The organism is Roseovarius albus, from assembly GCF_900172335.1.
In the GTDB taxonomy this organism is placed as follows: Bacteria; Pseudomonadota; Alphaproteobacteria; order Rhodobacterales; family Rhodobacteraceae; genus Roseovarius; species Roseovarius albus.
In genome coordinates, this window is record NZ_FWFX01000015.1 from 84,757 (window position 1) to 102,369 (window position 17,613).

Sequence of the window (17,613 nt, forward strand, 5' to 3'; positions counted from 1 at the left end):
CTTACTTCTTCTTGCCTTCCTTCTGGAAGATGTACTCGCCTTTGTAGCGGATGCCCTTGCCTTTATAAGGCTCTGGGCGGCGCCAATCGCGGATGTTTGCCGCGACTTGTCCAACGAGCTGCTTATCTGTGCCTTCGACTACCAGTTCGGTAGGCTTGGGCGCAGTAACAGTTACACCTTCCGGAACGTCGAAATCTACGTCATGCGAGTAACCCAGGTTCAGCTTCAGGGTGTTGCCCTGCATCTGTGCCCGGTAACCAACACCGCGGATCTCAAGCTCTTTCTTGAACACGTCCTTCGCACCGTGAACCAGGTTGGCCACGATTGTGCGGGTCATACCCCATTGCTGGCGAGCGCGCTTTGATTTGCCGCGCGGTGTGACCACAACCACCCCGTCCTGAACTTCGAGTGTAACATCGTCAGTTGCAGTAAAGGATTTGGTTGCTTTCGGACCTTTGACTTCGATTGTCTGACCGCTGACAGAGGCTGTTACGCCATCTGGCAGAGCGACAGGTTGTTTACCGATACGAGACATATCTGAAACTCCCTTAGAATACGGTGCAGAGCACTTCGCCACCAATATTGGCTGCGCGCGCTGATGCATCCGACATCACACCCTGAGAGGTGGAGACAATCGACACGCCCAGGCCCTGACGGACCGATGGGATGTCCTTAACGCTCATGTAAACGCGACGACCAGGCTTTGAAACCCGCTTCATTTCGCGAATGGCTGGAGCGCCTTCGAAGTATTTCAAGCTGACTTCAATGGCCGGATGACCATTGGCACCAGTGGTGTCTTCGTAACCACGGATGTAGCCTTCGCCTGCCAGCACGTCGAGAACGCGCACGCGCATTTTCGAAGCTGGTACCATTACGGTGGACTTGCCACGCATACCCGCGTTGCGGATACGGGTGAGCATATCGCCGATAGGATCGTTCATAGTCTGTACTCCCTTACCAGCTTGATTTCACAACGCCGGGCAACTGACCGGCAGAACCGAGTTCGCGAAGCGCGATCCGGCTGATTTTGAGCTTACGATAATAAGCGTGCGGACGACCTGTCAGCTGGCAACGGTTGTGCAAACGAGTTGCAGAGCTGTTGCGTGGCAGTTCGGCCAGCTTCAGAGAAGCGCGAAAACGCTCTTCCATCGGCTTGCTTTCATCACTGATGATCTCTTTAAGAGCAGCGCGCTTAGTAGCATATTTTGCTACCAATTTCTGGCGCTTGAGCTCGCGTTCGATCATTGCTTTCTTAGCCATTATTCAAATCCTCCCGCGGCGTCAGCTGTTGAAAGGCATGTTGAAATGCTTCAACAGCGCCTTTGCTTCGGCATCGGTTTGAGCCGTGGTTGCGATAACGATGTCCATACCCCAAACTTCGTCGACTTTGTCGAAGTTGATTTCAGGGAATACGATGTGCTCTTTCAGGCCCATGGCATAGTTGCCGCGGCCGTCAAAAGATTTGCCTGATACGCCGCGGAAGTCGCGGATACGAGGCATCGCAATCGTGGTCAGACGATCCAGGAATTCGTACATACGGTCGCCGCGCAGAGTAACTTTGGCACCCATTGGCATGTCTTCACGAACACGGAAGCCCGCGATCGAGTTCTTTGCACGAGTGATCAGAGCGTTTTGACCAGCGATCAGAGACAGATCTTCCTGAGCCGATTTGGCTTTTTTGGAGTCTTTCACCGCTTCGGCACCACAGCCGATGTTCAGTACGATTTTGTCCAGACGAGGGATCTGCATGTCGTTTTTGTAGCCGAACTCTTCTTTCAGAGCGGCACGAATGCTTTCCTTGTACTGTGTCTTCAGACGCGGAGTGTAGTTTGCAGTATCAAGCATCGATCACATCTCCTGTAGTCTTAGCAAAACGTACCTTCTTGTCGCCTTCCATTTTGAAGCCAACGCGAGAGGGTTTGCCGTTTTTGTCCAGGAACGCCAGGTTCGACAGTTCGATCGGCACGGCCTTTGGCAGGCGGCCACCTTGGCTTGTCTGGCTTTGGCGTGTGTGGCGGACAGCCATGTTGACGCCTTCCACAACAGCTTTGCCAGCTTTTGGGTCAACCGAGGAGATCATGCCCTCTTTACCCTTGTCTTTGCCAGCAATGACAACAACCTTGTCACCGGTTTTCAACTTAGCAGCCATCTTACAGCACCTCCGGGGCGAGTGAGACGATCTTCATGAAGTTCTTGGCACGCAGCTCACGAACAACGGGTCCGAAGATCCGTGTACCAACCGGCTCGCCTGCGGTATTCAAGATAACGGCGGCGTTACGGTCAAAGCTGATTGCTGTACCGTCAGCGCGACGGATTTCTTTTGCGGTCCGAACAACAACGGCCTTGCGGACGTCGCCTTTCTTTACGCGGCCACGTGGAATGGCTTCTTTCACGGAAACGACGATGATATCACCAACCGACGCGTATTTCCGTTTAGAACCACCCAGGACCTTGATGCACTGAACTCGGCGTGCGCCGGAGTTGTCAGCGACATCCAGATTGGTCTGCATCTGGATCATATGGTTTCTCCCGACCTGTGGGGGCTGTTCTCGTTAGATCCCCCAGGGTTTCGCTCATACTGTTTGGCCTTTTGGCTTACGCCTCCAGAACCTCCCAGCGTTTCGTTTTCGATTTAGGCGCACATTCGATGATGCGAACTGCATCGCCTACTTTGAAAGCGTTCTTTTCATCGTGAGCCCGGTATTTCTTGGACTTACGGATGGTTTTCTGCATCACAGGGTGCTTGAAACGGCGTTCAACAGAAACGGTTACAGTTTGTTCGTTGGCGTCGCTTGTCACGGTGCCGGATAGAATTCGCTTGGGCATCTGTCAGGCTCCCTTATTCTGCTGCCGCAGCAGCGGCTTTTTCGTTCAAGATGGTCAAAACACGCGCAGCTTTGCGACGTGCAGTTTTCATCTGTGCCGGGTTTTCCAGTTGGCCAGTTGCGGCCTGAAAGCGCAGGTTGAACTGCTCTTTCTTCAGGTTAACCAGCTCTTCACGGAGCTGATCCGGCGTTTTATCTCTTAGTTCAGTGGCGCTCATTCGCCTATCCTTCCTCAAAACATCAGAAGGCCCCTTTGACAGGGTCACCTTGGACCTGATGGATGAAATACAAAACACACGAATCCCGGTGACCCGGATTCCGCGCGATGTGTCCCTATAAGGGGGAGTCGCTCTGGTGGCAAGGGATTAATTATGTACGAGTTGTACAGCGTGTACGTGGGTTATGAACACAAAACGCTGCGCCGCTCTCTCGCCCAAGTAAGATGAAACAAGTCTGGACGAAACACAAGAGTTCCGTGCTAGGCTCCCTCCATGACAGACGCCATCAAGTCCATGCAGTTGTATCCCCGGGCCGAACGGCTTTTGGATGATCTGGCAGCAATCGGAATCGCAAATGGGATGCCGGTTGATGTGGAGACCCTCAACCAGTTTGACCAACTCCATTATCACGGCACCGAAGCGCTGGATGTGGCGATTGACCAAACAGGGATGGCGGCTAGAGAACAGGTACTGGAGATCGGATCAGGCTGGGGTGGCTGCGCGCGTTATCTGGCGCACCGATCAGGGGCGCACGTGACGGCGGTGGAGCTTCAAGAAGATTACAACCGGATTGCCCAAGACCTGACCAATCGCTCGGGGCTCAAAGAGGGCGTCACCCATCTGAATGCGGATTTCCTAGAGATCGCCCTGCCCCGGCACGGATTCGATCATGCGGTCAGTTGGCTGGCGTTGTTTCATATCCCGGGCCGCGCACGGTATCTGGGTAAAGTTCATGATGCGTTGAAACCCGGTGGAAATTTCTACGCCGAAGACCTTTATCTGATCTCTCCGCCGGACAAAGCCGAGCAGGAAGATTTTAAACGACACCTGTTTCCAAACTCGCTTGTGAATATTGAGAGCTATCGCACGACACTTCGCGAGGCAGGGTTTGAGATTACTGATATCACGGACATGACTGAGGATTGGGCCACGTTTACAGCCACTCGTCTGGAGGCTTTTCGCAACAGTCGCAGCGCTTATGTGGCCGTTCATGGGACAGATGGGTACAGGGTGATCGAGACCTTCTATGACAAGATGGCTGGGTATTTTGCGCGCGGGCTTGTTGGCGGGATAAGGTTCATGTCGCGGCGATGACTACTGGCTTTAAAGGGCCACACTCACCACCGAACGGGCGATCTGAGAGCTTGTTAATGACCGAACAAAGCTAAGGCGGAAGGTTGACGGGCATAAAACGCGGGTCCTTTGGAAGAAATCTGCACTTCGTGCCATTTACAAAAGACCATTTCACGATAGACGTGATCGAATGAAAACTGCTGTGTAGATATGGCAATTAGGCCAAGCAAACGTCTTTCCCTTCATCTATTCCGTCGCAATCCGGCTTGCACATCTGGGTGTGCTCCATCACAGTTGGCTCTATTGTATACGGGAGGACACAGATGAGCGTAGATCCAGAACGCCACGCGATGAAAATGGCCAAGAAGAAAGCCTCGCGCGACAAGATCATGGCCACCAAGACCGATGAAAAGGGTCTGATCATTGTCCATACCGGCAAGGGCAAGGGCAAATCCTCGGCTGCCTTTGGGATGATCTTTCGCTGCATCGCGCATGACATGAAATGCGCCGTGGTTCAGTTCATCAAGGGTGGCATGTCCACGGGCGAGCGGGACATGATCCTCGACAAATTCTCGGACACCTGTTCATTTTACACTATGGGCGAAGGCTTTACCTGGGAAACTCAGGATCGCACTCGCGACACCGAAATGGCGCAGGCCGCATGGGAAAAGGCCAAGGAGCTGATCCGGGACGAAAGCAACAAGATGGTGCTGCTGGACGAGATCAACATCGCCCTGCGTTACGATTACCTAGATATCAATGAAGTTGTGCAGTTCCTGGCCGAAGAAAAGCCCCATATGACCCACGTGGTTCTGACTGGCCGCAACGCCAAGGAGGACCTGATCGAAATCGCCGATCTTGTGACCGAAATGGAGCTGATCAAGCACCCCTTCCGCTCAGGTGTGAAAGCCCAGATAGGCGTTGAGTTTTAAGCACCTCTTCGACATAAATTCTTCTGATGGAATTAAGACTACGCCTTCCCTTTGGGAGGGCGTCTTTGCTCTCCACCTCATCTATACATTAGGCGACTTTGGTGCCTGCAAAGCGCCTACAAGGGCCACGCCGAAAACCGCAATTCACTTCATTAACTGAGGTCTTGTAATCAGCAAATACCCGCCCAGCCTCCAGAATATTATTCCAAATCATAAGTATAGGTTGGGAAAAAATTTATTTGTCAGACAATTAAATCCGTGTAACCTTAGGTAAAAGATATTTTGCGATCAGTTCATTAACGTTTTGGGAGGAATCGAATTATGAACCTGCGCCCGGATCCGACATTCCATGCAACACCGAAATTGGCGATGGAGGCCCCGGCGGAAAAGCTGGCCTTCACCCTGATGCTCAGCCCCGACGGCTCGCAACCCGATGGATTGGCAGTGGTCGATGTTGACCCAAAATCGAAAAAATACGGCAAAATTGTCCATCAGGTGTTGATGCCCAACACCGGCGATGAATTTCACCATTTCGGATGGAACGCCTGTTCCTCCGCCTTATCCCCGCTCACCGGGCATGCTTTCCTTGAGCGGCGCTATCTCATCATTCCGGGGATACGCTCTTCCCGCATTTACGTGATTGATGTAAAAGAGCCGCTCAAGGCAAAGATCCACAAGATTATCGAACCTGAAGAAGTGTTCGCCAAAACCGGCTACTCCCGCCCACATACCATCCATTGCGGGCCTGAGGGCATCTATGTGTCTACGCTGGGCGGCGGTGGCCCCGACGGCACCGATGGACCGCCTGGCATCTTCATCATGGATTGTGAGACATTTGAAATTCTGGGCCGCTACGAGATGGACCGTGGCGTGCAGGATAAGCAGTATGATTTCTGGTGGAACCTGCCGCGCAACTACATGGTCAGCTCGGAATGGGGCCTGCCGCCGCAGTTTGAAAATGGCATTGTCCCCGAGGACCTGCTGTCCAATAAATACGGCCACAGCATCCATTTCTGGGATCTACGGGCGCGTAAAAACGTGCAAACCATAGATTTTGGTGAAAACCACCAGATGGCACTGGAAATCCGCCCAGCGCATGATCCGGTCAAGGAATATGGCTTCTGCGGCGTGGTTGTTGACACCACCAACCTCGAAGGGTCGATCTGGACATGGTGGCGCAAGGAGGATGGCACTTTTGATGCCAAGAAAACGGTGACGATTCCACCGCAACCCGCCGATCCTGATGATCTGCCGGAGCTGCTCAAAGGGTTTTCCGCTGTGCCACCACTGGTCACCGACATTGACCTGAGCCTTGATGACAAATTCCTTTATGTCGCCTGCTGGGGCACAGGGGAGATGCATCAATATGACGTCAGTGATCCGATGAACCCAAAACTGGCGGGCAAGGTGGAACTTGGTGGCATCGTCGCCAAACACAAGCACCCCAATGGCAATGATTTTGGATACGGCCCGCAAATGGTTGAGATCAGCCGCGATGGCAAACGGGTCTACTGGACCAATTCGCTCTATTCCACGTGGGACGATCAATTCTATCCCGGCGAACGGGGCGCCGCGATGGTGATGGCTATTGCCGGAGCTGACGGGGGGTTGACCTTAGACAAGGATTTCTGGGTCGACTTCCCCGAAGGCTATCGCAGCCACCAAATTCGCCTTGAGGGCGGTGACTGTTCGACCGACAGTTTCTGCTACCCCTCTGTCTGACGCGTGGGGGAACTGACTTCGACAGCAGCCCTGTGGTGGGCTGTCGTCGCCTCGGGCCTTTATCACGGACTCAACCCCGGCATGGGGTGGCCACTAGCGGTCTCTGCCGCCTTGATGGACCGAAAATACGGAAACCTTTACAAGGCATTACTGGCGCTGGCCTTTGGTCACTTGCTGGCCATGCTCGCAATTCTACTGCCCTTCTCAGTAATGATCACTCTGCTAGAGTGGCAGCGCGAAATTCAGATCGGCGCGGCGTTGCTGGTGATCGGCCTCGGCGTCTATTTGCTGATCAACCGACGGCATCCCCGATTTCTGTCGCGCGTACCGCCGACCCGGCTGGCCCTGTGGTCGTTTCTCGCTGCCATGGCGCACGGTGCGGGTTTGATGCTGGTTCCGATTTATCTGGGTATATGTGGTCTCTCTGTTAAAGACACCAGCCACGCTGCGGCCACATCGTTGATGTCAGAAAATACGGCAACGGCACTGATGGTGGCCCTAGCCCATACGTTGGCGATGACCGCCGCAGGCGGTCTACTCGCCGTTGGTGTCTATCATTGGCTAGGGCTAAGGTTCCTATCAAAAGGCTGGTTCAATCTCAATGTGGTCTGGGCCCTCAGCTTGATCTTGGTTGGTGTTATCTCACTGCTGACCCTGCATTAGCGGGTCTGCATTTTCTGAACCATTTTCAACATCATGCGGCGTGGCAAAAGTGGCAACACCCAGTTCATCATAAAAGTCAGCATACGCTCGTTTATCACGACGAGGCGGCCTTTCATCATTGCGTCATAGCCGCATTGCGCGGCTGAGGCTGCGGTTGCCCCGCCGCCTTTGACAAGGTCCGTGCCCTCCAAGTTAGCCACTTGCGCGAACTCTGTTTTCACATACCCGGGTGCCAGCACCGTGCAGGTCACACCCTTGCTGCGCAACTCTTGATCCACCGCCTGGCTGAAAGAATTCACAAAGGCCTTGGTGGCAAAATATATCGCCTGCATCGGGCCGGGCATGAATCCCGCCGTCGAGCCGACATTTAAAATACGCCCCATGCCACGTTGCGCCATTTTACCACCAAAGTGGTGTGTCAAGGTCACGAGAGATTTCACATTCAGATCAATCATCGCCTGTTCAGCTACCAGATCACGCTCGACATGGGCCCCTTGCCCGCCGAATCCCGCATTGTTGATTAGGATATCGACCTGCAACTGCGCCTCATCCACAGCTTTGCATAGCGCGTCAGCCCCGCCATCAGCGCCCAGATCCAAGGCGATCACGTGTGCCGTGATATTATTTGCGGTTTCCAACTCAGCTTTCAACTCGTTCAACTCCACCTCGCGCCGCGCGGTCAGGATCACATCCCCACCCTTGCTGGCGTGATAACGTGCAAATTCTTTTCCCAGCCCCGAGGACGCCCCGGTGATCAATGCTGTCTCAGACATCGTAAGGTCCTTTCATAAATTGATGTCAACAAGTGTTGACAGGCAAATAAGTCGCACACCGCCACATGTCAACAAGTGTTGACATAATTTTTCCAACACGCCACACACACTCATGGCTGACACACTTACAACAAAAGACATTTTGCTGATCCAAGGCCGCCGACTGTTCTGGGCACGCGGTTATTCCAACGTATCCGTGCGAGAGATTGCCCGCGCTGCAGAAGTCGATGTCGCTCTGATCTCGCGCTACTATGGCTCCAAGCTCAAACTCTACGAGGCCACCCTTGTTGATGTGCCCGAAATTGATGCGTGTCACTTTCCAGACGCGCAGACACTGGTCGACAGGATTACCCTGATATTTGTCACCGCCAATCGCGACAGCTCCGAGCCCTCCCCTTTGCGCCTGTTCCTGATGAATGCGCAGGATGCGGAAGTGGGCGAAATGACCCGTGCTTGCTTCCAATCCAAATGGCAAAACCCGCTTGAACAGATCATCGGCGATGCTGGCAAAGCCGCCCAGTTCAGCGCGGTGATGTTCGGCTTCAGCGTTGCCGAGAAGTCGCTCAACCTGCCCGGCATTCCGGATCATACGACGCCTGAATACGAGCAACGCTTCCGTTACCTGCTGCAATCGGCTCTGGCCGGACCGGAAATCTAATCTGGACACATTGACCCTTTTCCGCGTTCCCGCCATCACTGGTGCAACGAATGGAAAGGACAGATCATGCCCAAACACCGCATGCTCACCGAATTTGGCATGGGCTCCTCCCTACGCCGACAGGACTATACCGAAGCAGCCAAACGCGCTGTCAAAGATGCTTTGTGGCATAACTCTATTAACATGGCAGAGCTGTTTGGTTTTCCCAAAGAGGCGATGCTGATTGATCTCGAAATCGCAGTACAGCAACCCGAGCAAGTGGACTGCGAGGCGCTGAAATCGATCTTCCCTTATGGTCAGATCTCTGTCACCGCCACCCGCGGCGGGTTGGACGTGCCCCGACCCGATGGAAACCCTACCGTGATTGCCAATGCCGCCATTTCTGTCAGCTTTGACATGGAGCGCAAGAATGTCTGATCAACGTTTTATTATTGAGATGGGTATGGGCAACGATCTGCACGGGATGGATTACAACAAGGCCGCCCGACGCGCCATCGAAGACGCGTTCCGTCATTCGACCCTACCGCTCTTTGGCGCCATTGGCGTCGACCACACTGAAATGCGCGTGCAGGTTACCGTCGGCGTGCAAGAGCCTGACAAACTGGACACCGAGGCATTGGCCGAACTCCTTCCACGTGGTCATGCTACCGTAACCGCGGTTCAAGGCGGACAGAATGTCACCAATCCTGACAACAACGAAACACTTGTGATTGCGACTGCTGCAGTCGAAGCTTTCCTGCCAAACCAAAGCGCAAACTGGACGCGCACAGGTTAATCCAAGTCAAAAACGGGTAGTGCGTCGCTTAGCTGCCCGTTTTTCCTGAATTTAGAATAATATGCCAATAACTGTCATCGCTCAAAGATCGTCGGAAACCAATCTTCGCGCAAACGATCACCAGCCTTCATATCATGCCCCGGAAACGGTGGGGATGTGCGCCCCGGACGTTCTACATATCGTGCATCATCCCCAACCAAACGCAGGGAAAAGGCCCGGCGACGAGACTCTGTGGTATTGCCACGTGCCCCATGTAGCGTGCCATAGTGAAACGCTACCGCATCCCCCGGCTCCATTTCCCACTCTTTGACTTCCATCCCTTCGGCATCCGGGTCCGGCACCGGCATATAGGCCTCGCCGTCGGCAAAGAAGTTTTCCTCGGACAGCCACCGCGTTGGCAGCACCGGTTTTTTCCACCGATGGCTACCCGCAACACAGCGCAGGCTCGCCCCTTTCACTGGGTCCATGGGCGACCAAAAGCTGACGTTTTGCATACCATCGACAAAGTAATACGGCCCATCCTGATGCCATGGCGTGGCCTTTGACGTGCCCGGTTCCTTGACCAGCACGTGATCGTGAAACATTTGCACGCGATTGGAGCCCATCAAATCCGCCGCGACCTCTGCCGCAGGAGAGGAACGGATCACTTCCTCGAACTCGGTAATCCGGGTCCAGTTGCAGTAATCATCGAAGAACCGACCGCCCTCACCTTCTTTCAGGTTCTCCGCCGCATATTCCCCGGGCTCGTTCATATTGCGCTCAATCCCACGGCGTAGGGTCTCAACGTGATCCTTGAATAAGCCCTTGATCAGAACGACTCCCTCTTTTTGATAGGCGTCAATGTGGTCCTGCGTGAGGAGTGGATGTGTCATTACGGCTCTCCCTTTTCTCGCAAGATAGCCAGCGGCAATATTAGCTTCAAATAATAGTATTTAATAATATTATTAGCTTTATGTTATATATCACTCTCCGCCAATATGAATACATTCTTGCTGTCGCAGACACCGGTAGCCTCACTGATGCGGCAGGGGTTTTGAACGTCTCGCAACCCTCGCTCTCTGTTGCGATCTCCCGGGTCGAGGATCATATCGGTCGCAAGATCTTTCTGCGAGGCAAGGGCAGCGCCATAAGCATCACCCCCTTCGGTCATCGTTTTGTCGAACAAGCGCAAGCACTTTTGCACAGTGCAGCCGTCATCGAACACGCCTCGGATGCGACCCGGCCTTACGTTCTGGGGTGCTTTGAGGATATTGCACCCTGGTACCTTCCCAATACGCTCAAACGCCTACGCAATACATATCCGACGCATGAATTTAACGGGATTGAGGCCCGGTTCGCTGATCTCGCCTCGGGTATGTTGCGAGGAGAAATTGACTTCGCGATCACCTATGATGTTGGCTTCGACGATCGTTTTCAACGCCGCCACCTCAAAGAGATCACACCAGTTGCATTTGTCGCGATGGGCCATCCGCTGGCCTCCCATAAATCTTTGGATCTGAGGGAAGTCGCAAAATATCCACTGATCCTCTCGGCAGAGGGCCTATCCGAAAGCCACATGCGCACACTCTTCGACACACTCAACATCACGGCCAAACTGGCGCATAAAGCGGCCTCTCTGGAATTGATGCGTTCGATGGCAGCACATGGTGAAGGGGTCGGGATCAGCTATTCCTTTCCGACAACGCCAACTAGCTATGATGGGCAGCCATTGGTCACAATCCCGATTACAACCCCAAAAGCCAGCGCCGGTCTCTACATCATTTGGCCCGCGCCCGACCAACCCAATCCTCTGCTTGATCAATTCACCGCCTCGATCAAATCGAAGTAACTTGCGGCCTCAGCTGTTGTGCTCTTGCTGCCCACACCCTCTGGTCATATGATTTGACCAGTCCCCAAAGGTGCCCCATGCCATTTCAAAAAGTTACCCCCGAGAAACTCTCAAGCGCCGTCAAACGCCAGATTGAAAAGCTGATCCTGCGCGGCATCCTGCGCCCCGGTGAGCGCTTGCCTGCGGAACGAGACCTCGCAGAAAGACTCGGCGTTTCCCGCCCGTCCCTACGCGAGGCCATCGCCGAACTACAAGACAAGGGTCTGCTGACCAGTAAAGCTGGGGCTGGCATTTTCGTCGCGGACGTGCTAGGCAACGCCTTCTCTGGCGCGCTCATCCAGCTTTTTGCCGAACATGACGAAGCGGTTTTTGACTACATCGCCTTCCGCCGCGACCTCGAAGGGCTGGCCGCAGAGCGTGCCGCGCGGCTGGCGTCAGATACCGACCTGCAAGTCATTCAAGCCATCTACGACAAAATGGAAGCAGCCCACCAGAAGACCAACCCCAAGGATGAAGCCAAGCTGGACGCCGAGTTTCACATGGCCATCATCGAGGCCAGCCATAACGTGGTGATGCTGCACATGATCCGGTCCATGTTCCAATTGCTTCAACAAGGCGTTTTCTACAACAGGCAGGTCATGTTCAAGCAACGTCTGACCCGAACCGCCCTGCTGGATCAGCACCGTGCCATCAACACCGCCCTGCAGGCTCGCAATCCCGAAGCCGCCCGCTCAGCGATTGAGGCGCATATGGATTATGTCGAACATTCCCTGAGAGATCAGCAAAAGGCCGATCAGAACGAGGCGATTGCCCGCCAGCGCTTTGAGCACGAACAAACCCGCTAGGCTTTTTCACCGTCTGATTTGAACACGCCGGTCAATGCCTGTTTCACGATCCGGCTGGCCGACGGGCGCTTTTTGCGCGTGAACGGCAGCGGGCGACAGACCTCTAATGCGGCCACCCCCACCCGTGCTGTCAGGGCACCATTGACCAGCCCTTCACCAAACCGGCGCGACAGTTTGCCCAGCAACCCGCCACCGATCAGCGGCTCCAGCATATCATCCCCCACGGCCACAGCCCCGGTAGCAACCAGATGCGCCATCACTGCCCGCGCTAAACGCCAGTTGCCCAGCACGCCACCTCGCCCGCCGTAGATCTCGGCAATATTACGTATCATTCGCAGATTTGCCGCCAGCGCCGTCAACATATCGACCAGTGCCAATGGTACCAGCGCGGTCACTGTGGCAACTTGACGGGCGGCAGCCTCAACCTCGTGAACGGCCTGCTGGTCCAAAGGCGACAACATTTCGCTTTCAGCGAGTTCCAATAGAGACAATGCATCAAACTGATCTCCCGACAACTCTCGCAGACGTTCTCGACCCCATTGGGTATCCGCTCTCCCGGCATAGAGCGCTGTCAGATCCTTAACCACCGCCCGTGCCTGTGGCAGGTCTTCCTCGCTCAGCGCTGTGCGCGCCGCCGCCTGCATCCGGTCCATGCGCCGCAATCGCGTCAAAGCCGCCAGTTCCTTGCAGACAATCGCCAGTAGCACCAGAACAAAGGCCCCAACCATGGCGATGATGCCATAGCCAAACACCAGATTGCGCGCCATCATCCCGGTGACAAAATCCCAGGTTGCGACCGAGACCGCAGCCCCAATGATCATCAACAAAAGCGACCAGAACCACCGCGCCAAACGCGACGGCTTATGCGCCGCCAGACGCGCAGCCGTTTGCATCGCCTGCCCCGTTGGCTGCAGATCCCGCCCGACGTCGGGCACGGGTGGCGCATCTGCTGGGCTGGGCGTATCCTGCGCTTCTTCCAGATCAATCAAAACCGGGCCTTTTGCCATCACAGTGTCCCCGTGCTTGCCTGCCAGCGCATGCAGATGTCTGGCTGTTTCTCATCATTGCCATGCCCGTCGGTGCGGGCGACTTCGGTAAACCCGAGCGCTTCGTAAAACCTGATGGCGCGCTGATTATCCTGCTGCACCCACAACTCCAACTGATCCGTCCGCGCCTGCGTGTCCTGCATCAATCGCTGTCCGGTGCCACGCCCTTGGGCCTTGGGATGCACGTACAGCGCATGCACGCGCGCAGAGTCACGCACCAAGAACCCGTCGCCTTCTTTCGCCAACCAGACCCAACCGCGCCGCACGCAACGCAGCATCAGGGCTGCATCCGTAAATTTGGAGCGCGCCTGCACCGGCGACAATCGCGTATTGGCCCACAACACGTGTAGCAATTGGGGTAAATGCCAAAGCTTTGCGGATCTCAAACTCATAACCGATCACCGATCAGAAACTGCGCCGCCCGATCCAACCGGATATGCGGAGGCCCTTCGCCCGGGCGCAGGGTCAGATTTGCCGGGGCAAAAGTCATCACCTCATATTCAGCGTCCAGCCAGCGCTCGGCCCCCTCACGCCCCGGGGTCAACAAATGTGCGGGGTCCGCAGGTAAGGCCCCAGGGTAAAACGCCGCCTGCTTGCCGGTCTCCAGCAACCGCCCGCGCACACAGTCTAACGTCGATCCGTTGTGCTTAATCGTCTCTTCTACAGTCGCCCGCAGCGACGCAATCGCCATCGCATGTGTTTCGGCCCCGCTGAAATCGGCCCGGTCCCTTGCATCCCGTGTCATCGCCGCCATAATCGCCGCCAGCTTGTCATGCTGGGTATGGTGAAGATGATCTGCCTTTGTTGCCGCAAACAAGATCTTTTCAACGCGTCTACCTCGAAGCAATCGCCTCAGGAAATCATTCCGCCCCGGACGAAACGCCGATAGGATATCCGCCATGGTCTGGCGCATATCCTCCACCGCGCGCGGCCCCTGATGAATTGCACCCAAGGCATCGACCAGCACCACTTGCCGGTCTATCCGAGCAAAGTGATCGCGAAAAAACGGTTTCACCACCTGAGATTTATACGCCTCATAGCGCCGCTCCATTTCGCGCCACAGTGATTTGCGCGGCACGCTTTCCGGTTTCGGCAGCGGTGCGAAAGTCAGCGCCGGCGATCCTGCCAAATCTCCGGGCAGCAAGAACCGCCCCGGGCTGCAATCGGAATAGCCCGCATCACGCGCCGCCTGTAAATGCGCGCTGAATGTCGCGGCCAAGGCCTGCGCGTTCGGCTCCTCCAAGGCATCGGTTCCATCAGTCCGCCCCACCAGCGCCAGATAGCCCTCGCCTCCGGGTCTCGTTTTCAACCGCGCGAGCGCCTGCATCGACCACTCGACATACGATTTATCCAACAGCGCCAGATCCAGCAGCCACTCCCCCGGATAATCCACAATATCCAGATGCATCGTGCGCGGCCCCGATAAGCCCGATAGCAGCCCATTAGGATGCATCCTGAGCGACAGGCGCAATTCTGACACAGCACGCGTGCTGTCCGGCCAATTCGGCTCGGGTGATGTCAGGGCACTAAGATGCGTCTCGTAATCAAAACGTGGCACCGTATCATTAGGTTGCGGCTGCAAAAACGCAGCAACCACCCGCCCATCGGCGGCCGCAGCCAGCCCGGGCATCCGACCACGATCCATCATGTTGGCCACAAGCGAGGTGATAAATACCGTCTTGCCGGCGCGTGCCAAGCCGGTCACCCCCAGGCGAATGACAGGTTCGAATAACGCCTCGGAGACCGTATCAGCAACGCCCTCAACACTGCGCGTCAACCCGTCTGCGATGTTAGAGAGTACCAAACTCTGCCCCTTATCTCATTACAATTCCAAGATAGTCACGGATCGCCCAGCATGCCAGAGGGGAGCTTTGGGGGATTGTTCCCATGCCCACAGCGCGCTATTGCCCGGATATGCCCAGATACGCCCTCAAAGTCGAATACAATGGCGCGCCCTTCGCCGGGTGGCAACGTCAGGCGGACCTGCCCACCGTGCAGGGGGCCATTGAATCTGCGCTGGCCAAGCTGGAACCGCGCGAGCACACCATCGCCGCCGCCGGGCGTACCGATGCAGGCGTGCATGCCACCGCACAGGTGGCCCACTGCGACATGGCCAAAGACTGGGATCCGTTCCGCCTGAGCGAGGCACTGAACTATCACCTAAAACCCGACCCGGTTGCCATCACCGCCTGCGCGCAGGTCGATGGTGAATGGCATGCACGTTTCTCTGCACATGAACGCCGCTATCTGTTTCGCCTGCTGATGCGCCGCGCCCCGGCGGTGCATGATCGCGGGCAAGTCTGGCAGGTGCAACACGCGTTGGATGCCGAGGCCATGCGCGAGGCCGCGCAATATCTGCTGGGGCGGCATGATTTCACCACTTTCCGTTCGTCGATCTGTCAGGCCGCCAGCCCAGTCAAAACACTGGACATGCTGGAGATCGAGGAAACTACCGGCGTGAGCGGGCCCGAGATTCGCTTTCACCTGCGGGCCCGGTCCTTCCTGCATAATCAAGTGCGCAGCTTTGTCGGAACGCTAGAACGAGTCGGTTCAGGGGCTTGGACCCCCGAGGACGTGAAAACCGCGCTCGAAGCCTGCAACCGCGCCGCCTGCGGCCCGGTTTGCCCGCCGCAGGGGCTGTATCTCGCCGGTGTCGGCTACCCGGATGATCCTTTTAGCTAAATTGCCCTTTGATCTTGGGCAAAACCCCAGTTGAAGGAAACCCAAGCGGTCCCGTAGCTCAACTGGATAGAGCAAGAATAACACCCTATTTCATACCAAATCAGTATACTGCATTGAATTTTAATTATTTTCTTTTGGTAGATATCCCATGTGCCTACCGAGTTGACAATTTGGCTGTGTTCAATAATACAGCCCAAAAGTGCGGGCCGTTAGCTCAGCTGGATTAGAGCAGGGAACTTCTAATTCTCAGGTCGGGGGTTCGAGTCCTCCACGGCTCGCCAAATTTTAATATTGGTCCAACCCAATATTAAAACCTTATTTTTAGGCCATAAAATGTGCGTGGGGCATTTTAGCTACTACACTTAAAACTTCTCTCAAACACGTTTGTTCTTGATAGCAATTTCTCTTTGCAATCTAGAATGCCTTAAAAAGACAAACGCCTCTAGCTGTGGGTTTCGAACAATTTCCGCATGTGGTGGAAGAACCTGCCTTGCCGAATTTCATATGCACGAGCGGTTTCTTGAAACCAAATTTGGTCTTCGTACAGAACCTTAAAATGCAATTGACCAGTATATGGCGAGCGCGGGCGCCCTATTTTTGATCCTCCGCAGTGTTTTTTTTGATTGCGAGAACCGTAGCGGGAAGATGGCTGGATGGGATACTTCTGACAGAAGTCAGAAACTTTGAAGTGGTGTAAATGCAGATGATACAGCTTGAGAAACCTCTGAGATTGGCCGTGGAAGCCGACGCTGTCGCACTTGCGGAGTTAATAAATTTCGCTGGAGAGGGATTGCCTCTCCACGTTTGGACCGGACTTGCGCAGGAAGGTGAAGACCCCTGGGAAGTTGGTCGGGCGCGCCAAGCTGACAAAGCCCGAGAGGGTCAGGTCGTGGTTATCGACTTTGGAAATGGTGCCGTGGCGGGATTAAATGGTTATGGAATTGGGGCTGAACCAGAGGAAATTCCGGATGATTTTCCAGTGTTGTTTCGGCCTTTGCAAGAACTGGAGAACCAAGCGCTTGAGAGTTGGTACGTCAACGTGTTGGCCTGTTACCCAGAGCATCGCGGCCGAGGTCTTGGTTCGCAGTTGCTTGATCTCGCTGATGAAATAGGTCGAGCTGAGGGTTTCAGTCCTATGAGTATCATTGTGGCCGATGAAAACATTGGCGCAAGACGTCTCTACAAGCGCAAAGGCTACTCTGAGGTGGCCCAAACTCCCTGTGCCAAGAATGGCTGGAACACCAAAACCGAGAACTGGCTGCTCATGATCAAACCGCTTTCTTGAAGAATGCCACCTGTGTTGGGAATGCCGTATACTGTCTGCTGTTTTGCGGACGAAGCGATCACGTACATAATTGAGTGTTGGCTGGGTTCAAGATTTCCAATTGAGGCGAACGGCCGCAATGCGGGCTGCGACCGCAGCAATTTGGAATTGAGTCCAATGCCTGCTTCTCTAATTGGGTGTTTAGGTCAAGCTCATTTTTCCTTTTCTTTCGGGTCATTGTCGCTCATCCGGGTCACGCTTATCTTCGCAGTCTGGTTTGATGCCATGATGGCACCGCTGCACGCATA

The 17,613-nt window shown here is 55.0% G+C and carries 24 protein-coding genes and 1 tRNA gene; 12 read left to right on the forward strand and 13 right to left on the reverse strand.

Annotation, left to right across the window (positions count from 1 at the left end; translation table 11 throughout):
- Position 1: 1 nt before the first annotated feature.
- From rplF to rpmC, 8 genes are all read right to left on the reverse strand, one after another.
- Positions 2-535 carry a 50S ribosomal protein L6 gene (gene rplF / locus ROA7450_RS18240; RefSeq protein ID WP_085807389.1) on the reverse strand — a complete coding sequence of 178 codons (534 nt, stop codon included), beginning with the start codon at positions 533-535 and terminating at the stop codon, positions 2-4.
- A 13-nt stretch (positions 536-548) separates the two neighbouring features.
- Entirely contained in the window at positions 549-941 is a 393-nt protein-coding gene (gene rpsH / locus ROA7450_RS18245) for a 30S ribosomal protein S8 (protein WP_085807390.1), read from the reverse strand.
- Positions 942-954: 13 nt separating this feature from the next.
- The gene (gene rpsN, locus ROA7450_RS18250; protein WP_085807391.1) at positions 955-1,260 is read right to left on the reverse strand and encodes a 30S ribosomal protein S14; all 306 of its coding nucleotides are present in this window, start codon (positions 1,258-1,260) and stop codon (positions 955-957) included.
- A gap of 21 nt (positions 1,261-1,281) precedes the next feature.
- Positions 1,282-1,845, reverse strand: coding sequence for a 50S ribosomal protein L5 (rplE, locus tag ROA7450_RS18255; RefSeq protein WP_085807392.1), 564 nt, complete (start codon positions 1,843-1,845; stop codon positions 1,282-1,284).
- On the reverse strand, positions 1,838-2,149 hold the full coding sequence (gene rplX, locus ROA7450_RS18260; RefSeq protein ID WP_085807393.1) for a 50S ribosomal protein L24: 312 nt from the start codon (positions 2,147-2,149) through the stop codon (positions 1,838-1,840). Before rplX ends, rplE begins: the two co-directional genes overlap by 8 nt.
- A gap of 1 nt (position 2,150) precedes the next feature.
- The gene (gene rplN, locus ROA7450_RS18265; protein ID WP_085807394.1) at positions 2,151-2,519 is read right to left on the reverse strand and encodes a 50S ribosomal protein L14; all 369 of its coding nucleotides are present in this window, start codon (positions 2,517-2,519) and stop codon (positions 2,151-2,153) included.
- A gap of 76 nt (positions 2,520-2,595) precedes the next feature.
- On the reverse strand, positions 2,596-2,826 hold the full coding sequence (gene rpsQ, locus ROA7450_RS18270) for a 30S ribosomal protein S17 (protein ID WP_085807395.1): 231 nt from the start codon (positions 2,824-2,826) through the stop codon (positions 2,596-2,598).
- A 13-nt stretch (positions 2,827-2,839) separates the two neighbouring features.
- Positions 2,840-3,043: a 50S ribosomal protein L29 gene (gene rpmC / locus ROA7450_RS18275; protein WP_085807396.1), complete on the reverse strand. Its 204-nt coding sequence runs from the start codon at positions 3,041-3,043 to the stop codon at positions 2,840-2,842.
- A gap of 273 nt (positions 3,044-3,316) precedes the next feature.
- Here rpmC and ROA7450_RS18280 point away from each other — a divergent pair, with 273 nt between their 5' ends.
- The 4 genes from ROA7450_RS18280 (at position 3,317) to ROA7450_RS18295 (ending at position 7,434) form a co-directional block, all read left to right on the forward strand.
- Entirely contained in the window at positions 3,317-4,138 is an 822-nt protein-coding gene (locus ROA7450_RS18280) for an SAM-dependent methyltransferase (protein WP_085807397.1), read from the forward strand.
- A gap of 302 nt (positions 4,139-4,440) precedes the next feature.
- Complete coding sequence (cobO, locus tag ROA7450_RS18285; RefSeq protein WP_085807398.1) at positions 4,441-5,049, forward strand: cob(I)yrinic acid a,c-diamide adenosyltransferase; 609 nt, start codon at positions 4,441-4,443, stop codon at positions 5,047-5,049.
- Between the two features lie 321 nt (positions 5,050-5,370).
- Positions 5,371-6,771: a selenium-binding protein SBP56-related protein gene (locus ROA7450_RS18290; RefSeq protein WP_085807399.1), complete on the forward strand. Its 1,401-nt coding sequence runs from the start codon at positions 5,371-5,373 to the stop codon at positions 6,769-6,771.
- Between the two features lie 12 nt (positions 6,772-6,783).
- On the forward strand, positions 6,784-7,434 hold the full coding sequence (locus ROA7450_RS18295) for a hypothetical protein (protein WP_370738218.1): 651 nt from the start codon (positions 6,784-6,786) through the stop codon (positions 7,432-7,434).
- On the opposite strand, the gene ROA7450_RS18300 is transcribed toward ROA7450_RS18295, so the two are convergent.
- Complete coding sequence (locus ROA7450_RS18300) at positions 7,431-8,207, reverse strand: SDR family NAD(P)-dependent oxidoreductase (RefSeq protein ID WP_085807401.1); 777 nt, start codon at positions 8,205-8,207, stop codon at positions 7,431-7,433. The two genes, ROA7450_RS18295 and ROA7450_RS18300, sit on opposite strands and share 4 nt — an antisense overlap.
- Before the next feature lie 112 nt (positions 8,208-8,319).
- Here ROA7450_RS18300 and ROA7450_RS18305 point away from each other — a divergent pair, with 112 nt between their 5' ends.
- The 3 genes from ROA7450_RS18305 to ROA7450_RS18315 all read left to right on the forward strand — a co-directional run bounded on the left by ROA7450_RS18305 (position 8,320) and on the right by ROA7450_RS18315 (position 9,640).
- The gene (locus tag ROA7450_RS18305; RefSeq protein ID WP_085807402.1) at positions 8,320-8,865 is read left to right on the forward strand and encodes a TetR/AcrR family transcriptional regulator; all 546 of its coding nucleotides are present in this window, start codon (positions 8,320-8,322) and stop codon (positions 8,863-8,865) included.
- Positions 8,866-8,931: 66 nt separating this feature from the next.
- The gene (locus tag ROA7450_RS18310) at positions 8,932-9,282 is read left to right on the forward strand and encodes a Lin0512 family protein (RefSeq protein WP_085807403.1); all 351 of its coding nucleotides are present in this window, start codon (positions 8,932-8,934) and stop codon (positions 9,280-9,282) included.
- Positions 9,275-9,640 (forward strand): Lin0512 family protein, encoded by a 366-nt coding sequence (locus ROA7450_RS18315; protein WP_085807404.1) that lies wholly within the window; start codon positions 9,275-9,277, stop codon positions 9,638-9,640. Before ROA7450_RS18310 ends, ROA7450_RS18315 begins: the two co-directional genes overlap by 8 nt.
- A 74-nt stretch (positions 9,641-9,714) precedes the next feature.
- Here the strand turns inward: ROA7450_RS18315 and ROA7450_RS18320 are convergent, their stop codons facing one another.
- A complete protein-coding gene (locus ROA7450_RS18320; protein WP_085807405.1) occupies positions 9,715-10,512 on the reverse strand; it encodes a phytanoyl-CoA dioxygenase family protein in 798 nt (265 codons plus the stop codon).
- A gap of 80 nt (positions 10,513-10,592) precedes the next feature.
- Between ROA7450_RS18320 and ROA7450_RS18325 the strand changes: the two genes are divergently transcribed.
- Positions 10,593-11,468, forward strand: coding sequence for a LysR family transcriptional regulator (locus tag ROA7450_RS18325; RefSeq protein WP_085807406.1), 876 nt, complete (start codon positions 10,593-10,595; stop codon positions 11,466-11,468).
- Between the two features lie 77 nt (positions 11,469-11,545).
- Positions 11,546-12,313: an FCD domain-containing protein gene (locus ROA7450_RS18330; protein WP_085807407.1), complete on the forward strand. Its 768-nt coding sequence runs from the start codon at positions 11,546-11,548 to the stop codon at positions 12,311-12,313.
- Here ROA7450_RS18330 and ROA7450_RS18335 read toward each other — a convergent pair.
- The 3 genes from ROA7450_RS18335 to ROA7450_RS18345 are packed head-to-tail and all read right to left on the reverse strand — an operon-like array spanning position 12,310 to position 15,163.
- Positions 12,310-13,320: a YcjF family protein gene (locus ROA7450_RS18335; protein WP_085807408.1), complete on the reverse strand. Its 1,011-nt coding sequence runs from the start codon at positions 13,318-13,320 to the stop codon at positions 12,310-12,312. The genes ROA7450_RS18330 and ROA7450_RS18335 overlap by 4 nt on opposite strands.
- Positions 13,320-13,751, reverse strand: coding sequence for a GNAT family N-acetyltransferase (locus tag ROA7450_RS18340; RefSeq protein WP_085807409.1), 432 nt, complete (start codon positions 13,749-13,751; stop codon positions 13,320-13,322). The genes ROA7450_RS18335 and ROA7450_RS18340 overlap by 1 nt, the downstream gene beginning before the upstream one ends.
- Entirely contained in the window at positions 13,748-15,163 is a 1,416-nt protein-coding gene (locus ROA7450_RS18345) for a YcjX family GTP-binding protein (protein WP_085807410.1), read from the reverse strand. Before ROA7450_RS18345 ends, ROA7450_RS18340 begins: the two co-directional genes overlap by 4 nt.
- A gap of 110 nt (positions 15,164-15,273) precedes the next feature.
- Between ROA7450_RS18345 and truA the strand changes: the two genes are divergently transcribed.
- The 3 genes from truA to ROA7450_RS18360 all read left to right on the forward strand — a co-directional run bounded on the left by truA (position 15,274) and on the right by ROA7450_RS18360 (position 17,326).
- Positions 15,274-16,041 carry a tRNA pseudouridine(38-40) synthase TruA gene (truA, locus tag ROA7450_RS18350; RefSeq protein WP_085807418.1) on the forward strand — a complete coding sequence of 256 codons (768 nt, stop codon included), beginning with the start codon at positions 15,274-15,276 and terminating at the stop codon, positions 16,039-16,041.
- Positions 16,042-16,244: 203 nt separating this feature from the next.
- A tRNA-Arg gene (locus tag ROA7450_RS18355) sits at positions 16,245-16,322 on the forward strand.
- A 422-nt stretch (positions 16,323-16,744) separates the two neighbouring features.
- Positions 16,745-17,326 carry a GNAT family N-acetyltransferase gene (locus ROA7450_RS18360; RefSeq protein ID WP_085807419.1) on the forward strand — a complete coding sequence of 194 codons (582 nt, stop codon included), beginning with the start codon at positions 16,745-16,747 and terminating at the stop codon, positions 17,324-17,326.
- Positions 17,327-17,613 lie beyond the last annotated feature (287 nt).

Excerpts from the sequence above, each read along its gene's own strand:
- rplF (WP_085807389.1), bottom strand. The coding sequence starts at position 535 with ATGTCTCGTATCGGTAAACAACCTGTCGCTCTGCCAGATGGCGTAACA.
- rpsH (WP_085807390.1), bottom strand. The coding sequence starts at position 941 with ATGAACGATCCTATCGGCGATATGCTCACCCGTATCCGCAACGCGGGT.
- rpsN (WP_085807391.1), bottom strand. The coding sequence starts at position 1,260 with ATGGCTAAGAAAGCAATGATCGAACGCGAGCTCAAGCGCCAGAAATTG.
- rplE (WP_085807392.1), bottom strand. The coding sequence starts at position 1,845 with ATGCTTGATACTGCAAACTACACTCCGCGTCTGAAGACACAGTACAAG.
- rplX (WP_085807393.1), bottom strand. The coding sequence starts at position 2,149 with ATGGCTGCTAAGTTGAAAACCGGTGACAAGGTTGTTGTCATTGCTGGC.
- rplN (WP_085807394.1), bottom strand. The coding sequence starts at position 2,519 with ATGATCCAGATGCAGACCAATCTGGATGTCGCTGACAACTCCGGCGCA.
- rpsQ (WP_085807395.1), bottom strand. The coding sequence starts at position 2,826 with ATGCCCAAGCGAATTCTATCCGGCACCGTGACAAGCGACGCCAACGAA.
- rpmC (WP_085807396.1), bottom strand. The coding sequence starts at position 3,043 with ATGAGCGCCACTGAACTAAGAGATAAAACGCCGGATCAGCTCCGTGAA.
- ROA7450_RS18280 (WP_085807397.1), top strand. The coding sequence starts at position 3,317 with ATGACAGACGCCATCAAGTCCATGCAGTTGTATCCCCGGGCCGAACGG.
- cobO (WP_085807398.1), top strand. The coding sequence starts at position 4,441 with ATGAGCGTAGATCCAGAACGCCACGCGATGAAAATGGCCAAGAAGAAA.
- ROA7450_RS18290 (WP_085807399.1), top strand. The coding sequence starts at position 5,371 with ATGAACCTGCGCCCGGATCCGACATTCCATGCAACACCGAAATTGGCG.
- ROA7450_RS18300 (WP_085807401.1), bottom strand. The coding sequence starts at position 8,207 with ATGTCTGAGACAGCATTGATCACCGGGGCGTCCTCGGGGCTGGGAAAA.
- ROA7450_RS18305 (WP_085807402.1), top strand. The coding sequence starts at position 8,320 with ATGGCTGACACACTTACAACAAAAGACATTTTGCTGATCCAAGGCCGC.
- ROA7450_RS18310 (WP_085807403.1), top strand. The coding sequence starts at position 8,932 with ATGCCCAAACACCGCATGCTCACCGAATTTGGCATGGGCTCCTCCCTA.
- ROA7450_RS18315 (WP_085807404.1), top strand. The coding sequence starts at position 9,275 with ATGTCTGATCAACGTTTTATTATTGAGATGGGTATGGGCAACGATCTG.
- ROA7450_RS18320 (WP_085807405.1), bottom strand. The coding sequence starts at position 10,512 with ATGACACATCCACTCCTCACGCAGGACCACATTGACGCCTATCAAAAA.
- ROA7450_RS18325 (WP_085807406.1), top strand. The coding sequence starts at position 10,593 with ATGTTATATATCACTCTCCGCCAATATGAATACATTCTTGCTGTCGCA.
- ROA7450_RS18330 (WP_085807407.1), top strand. The coding sequence starts at position 11,546 with ATGCCATTTCAAAAAGTTACCCCCGAGAAACTCTCAAGCGCCGTCAAA.
- ROA7450_RS18335 (WP_085807408.1), bottom strand. The coding sequence starts at position 13,320 with ATGGCAAAAGGCCCGGTTTTGATTGATCTGGAAGAAGCGCAGGATACG.
- ROA7450_RS18340 (WP_085807409.1), bottom strand. The coding sequence starts at position 13,751 with ATGAGTTTGAGATCCGCAAAGCTTTGGCATTTACCCCAATTGCTACAC.
- truA (WP_085807418.1), top strand. The coding sequence starts at position 15,274 with ATGCCCAGATACGCCCTCAAAGTCGAATACAATGGCGCGCCCTTCGCC.
- ROA7450_RS18360 (WP_085807419.1), top strand. The coding sequence starts at position 16,745 with ATGATACAGCTTGAGAAACCTCTGAGATTGGCCGTGGAAGCCGACGCT.